Here is a 4,136-nt window from a genome sequence, read left to right on the forward strand (position 1 = left end):
CTTGCGCTTTTTGTTCTGCCAAAAGTTTCAATTTTTTTCGGAATTTAGACGTTTCCGAAACTTTTTTAGGTTTGATTCGTCTAAATTAGAGGAAAATGACAGTAATTGGTCTATGGTTTTTAGGTTTGATTTTTGTTTGCTTTTTAGAAAAAAAAGTATTAAGATTATCTTTGTTTCTCGAACAAAATGGAAATAATTACCTTGAAATCCCCGTATCTGTTATTTTTAACAGGGAGGTAACAAACAAATGAAGAATAATAAATGGACTAAAGCATCCATTGTTGCGGTCGCGACAATCCTGCTTTGGCTAAAGACTTATATTGCCTATAAAACTAGCTTTGATATAAAGATCGAGAACTGGAGACAGGAGATCATCCTGTTCATGAATCCATTAAGTTTCCTGATGGTCATTTTTGGAGTTAGCATGTTCATGAAGGAAAAAGCTCAGAAACGCTACATTTTGATTACAAGTTTCATAGTTTCAGCGATTCTGTTCGCAAATGTAGTATTCTACCGTTTCTTCAATGACTTCCTGACGATACCTGTGCTTTTCCAAACGAGCAATATGAGCGACTTGGGAAGCAGTGTTACTGAATTGATTAACTTCAGTGACTTGTTATATTTCGCTGATTTCCTCCTATTGCCCCTTCTATTGAAGGTTAAATCAAATCTAATAGGATATCGGGAATTTTCCAAGGTGGACCGCAGAGCATATTTCCTTGTAGCAATCGCGATTTCATTTTTCAACCTGGGAATGGCTGAAACTGAGCGTCCGCAGCTGTTGACACGAACTTTCGATAGAGAAATACTGGTCAAAAATATTGGGACATACAATTATCACCTTTATGATGCTTTCCTACAGTCAAAGTCTTCGGCGCAGAGAGCTATGGCTGATGGCAGTGAACTGGCTGATATCGACAACTATGTGCGTGCTAACTATCTGCCGCCGAACGAAGACATGTTTGGTATTGCTAAGGGCAAGAACGTGATTCTGGTCTCAATGGAATCCACGCAGAACTTTGTCATAAATCAAACTGTGAATGGACAGGAAATTACACCTTTCCTGAACGATTTCATTAAAGAGAGCTATTACTTTAATAATTTTTATCATCAGACTGGCCAGGGGAAAACTTCAGACTCTGAATTCCTTGTGGATAACTCATTGTATCCATTAAGCCGTGGCGCAGTTTTCTTTACGCACTCAGGTAATGAATTTACAGCGACACCTGAGATCTTGAATGAGAACGGCTATTTCACTGCTTCTCTGCACGCGAATAACAAGAGCTTCTGGAACCGTGATATTATGTTCCAATCACTGGGATACGAGCGCTTTTACTCGCTGCCTGATTATGACGTGACAGAAAAAAATTCAGCAGGCTGGGGATTGAAAGATATAGAGTTCTTCCAACAGTCTGTTGAACATTTGAAGGCTATGCCGAAACCATTCTATTCAAAGTTCATTACGTTGACGAATCACTTCCCATTCGAATTGAATGAAGAAGACCGCTTTGTCGATCCATATTCTTCAAATGACAAGACAGTCAACAATTATTTCCCGACTGTCCGTTATCAGGATGAAGCTTTAAAACTGTTTATACAAAAATTAAAAGATGAAGGCCTCTATGAGGATTCAATCATCATTTTATATGGAGATCATTATGGAATCTCCGAGAACCATAATAAGGCGATGGGTGAGTATCTCGGCAAGGAGATCACACCATTTGAAAGCACGCAGCTGCAGCAGGTGCCATTGATTGTTCATATCCCAGGTCAGGAAGGCATGACGGTTCCAACTGTAGGCGGACAAATCGACCTTAAGCCGACTATTCTTCATCTGTTGGGAATCGATACTAAGAACAACATCAACTTCGGATCAGACCTATTCTCAAAGGACCGGCTTGACTTTGCGGTTCTGCGCGATGGCAGCTTTATCACAAAGGATCATGTATTCACAAAAGAAACTTGCTATGATAAATCAACTGGTGAGCCGACTGACAAAGCAGCTTGTGAGCCTTTCTTTGATCAAGCACAGAACGAGCTTGAGTATTCCGATAAAATTATTTATGGGGACTTGCTGAGATTTTATGACGAGAAAAATGCCAGTAAAGAAAAGAGTTACCCGAAATCAAACGAGTAATTCTAAGTGAAACCTGTGCCTTAAAGGTGCAGGTTTTTATTATTAATGTATCAATTAGTAAATAAGGATGGTAATTTGCCTGGATACATGGGATATTACTTAGTGGGATTTTCACTTTTGTTTGTTGAAAGTCAGAAATACTCTGTGTTAAAAACATTGGATTTTTCGGAATTCATTGAAACATTTATGAGTTTGTAACGTACAGATATATACATTGTTTAAAATGGGGGGTAGAGGTGAGACACTTTAAGGAGAGTACATATTGTATACCTTATGTTTGCTGGTTGTTGTTGATCATCATCACTTCTGCATTCGCCCTTTCCGGCTGCTCCCAGAAGCTTGATGCTTCATTGCATGAGGGAACTGGCCACGGCTTTAATAGAATAAAGGAATCTCCAGGCCCTTCGTTTTTAGGAGCGGAAATTGTTCCAATAGAGATTGGGGAACAGGAAGAATTCTATAAGTCTGCAGGCTGGCTAAGTGATTCAGAAATTCTCTATATCACAAATAAAGGGGAAAGCAATTCTTTATTATATTCATACAATCTTGGGACCGGAAAGGAATCATTGCTGTATAGAAGTGAGCAGCCAATTATAACCGCGGTACCAAGTCCGGAGAAGAAAAAGGTAATGATTCATAGCGCTGCATCAGAAGAAGGGATCCTCACTGTTATCGATTTATCGGGGAAAGAATTGCATTCTACAACCATTCAATCATATGAACTAAATTTTGAATGGAATCCATTCGATGAGAATTTGCTAGTGGTTTCTGCATTTTCAGAAGACTGGGATTTCAATAGCTATTTATTGGATTTAAGGAATAATAACCTGAAAGAGATTAAACTGCCAGAGCCTTTTGTAAGATGGATTTCTGAGGGGGAGCTTGTTTATCAGGAGTGGGATGAAGATGGGATTTCACTAAAGGCCCCGCTACGTACCTTTTCTTTGAAAGAAAACAAAGCTGAAACCTTACTCGAAGATGTATATCAATTTGATTCGCAAGGACAATACTTAATGACTATAAAAGTGAATGAAGAAGAAAATCGAGAATTTGGACTGTATGAATTCTTCAGGAATGCTGATAAATCGGTCGGAAGTATCGAGGCTCCATTGTTAACTTCTTTTTCTGGATGGGTCGTTCCCTTTTATGATTTAATGGAAAATGGAAAGAATTTTATTTATCTGCAGGCAACAGAGCAGGGTGAAGCGGACCTTTACGATGGAGGATTTGACTTAAGGCGTTATCATTTAGATACAGGTAACGAGGAAGTTATTTTCACCGAAATGGCAAATGAGCCACTTTCCTGCTCTCCCTCCGGAGAAGTATGCCTGTACGGTTTTCAGTTTGATAAAGTCTTGAATATCGAGACAAACGAGATAATTGATCTCGTTCACTAATTATTTACAAGGAGAGATTTTGATGGCAATTGTTGATGTAACAGTGATCCCAGTCGGAACAGGGACACCAAGTGTCAGTTCCTATGTAGCAGATATTCAAAAGATTCTTAAGCAGTATGAAGAGCAGGGCGAAATCCAATATCAACTTACACCGATGAATACCTTGATAGAAGGTGAACTTCCCGTTTTGTTTGAGGTAATCCAGGCGATTCACGAAGCACCGTTCAATGCAGGCATCCAGCGGGTAGCCACAAATATCCGGATTGACGACAGGCGCGATGTGAAAAGAAAGATGCAGGATAAGGTAAACAGAGTAAACGAATTGCTGCAGCAATAAGAAAAGCGCAAGCGCCTTGGTCAGCCCCGACAAGCGCTGGAGGGCCGACCGGTGAAGTCGATCTTTGACTTCATCGGGCGGACCGAAATCGAAAAGCGGAGGCGACTGCCCAACTCCGACAAGCGTTGGAGGGCCTGACAGTGAAGTCGTTATTTGACTTCATTGGCAGGACCGAAACGTCTCGAGGAGTTAGGAGCCGCAGCTAGACAAGCGTCTCGAGGGGCTAGGCGCTGGAGCTAGACACTAATCTTAGTAAAAAAGTTTA

General features: G+C 40.4%; 3 protein-coding genes. All 3 read left to right on the forward strand.

Annotated features, from left to right (window positions below; all coding sequences use genetic code 11):
• Window positions 1-247: 247 nt before the first annotated feature.
• Window positions 248-2,137, forward strand: a complete 1,890-nt coding sequence (locus JCM21738_RS21055; RefSeq protein WP_035210152.1) for an LTA synthase family protein — start codon at window positions 248-250, stop codon at window positions 2,135-2,137.
• A 236-nt stretch (window positions 2,138-2,373) separates the two neighbouring features.
• Window positions 2,374-3,534: a YqgU-like beta propeller domain-containing protein gene (locus JCM21738_RS21060; protein ID WP_148296167.1), complete on the forward strand. Its 1,161-nt coding sequence runs from the start codon at window positions 2,374-2,376 to the stop codon at window positions 3,532-3,534.
• A gap of 22 nt (window positions 3,535-3,556) precedes the next feature.
• Window positions 3,557-3,871 carry an MTH1187 family thiamine-binding protein gene (locus JCM21738_RS21065; protein ID WP_023627327.1) on the forward strand — a complete coding sequence of 105 codons (315 nt, stop codon included), beginning with the start codon at window positions 3,557-3,559 and terminating at the stop codon, window positions 3,869-3,871.
• Window positions 3,872-4,136 lie beyond the last annotated feature (265 nt).

The sequence above is a fragment of the Mesobacillus boroniphilus JCM 21738 genome (assembly GCF_000517385.1).
In the GTDB taxonomy this organism is placed as follows: Bacteria; Bacillota; Bacilli; order Bacillales; family Cytobacillaceae; genus Mesobacillus; species Mesobacillus boroniphilus.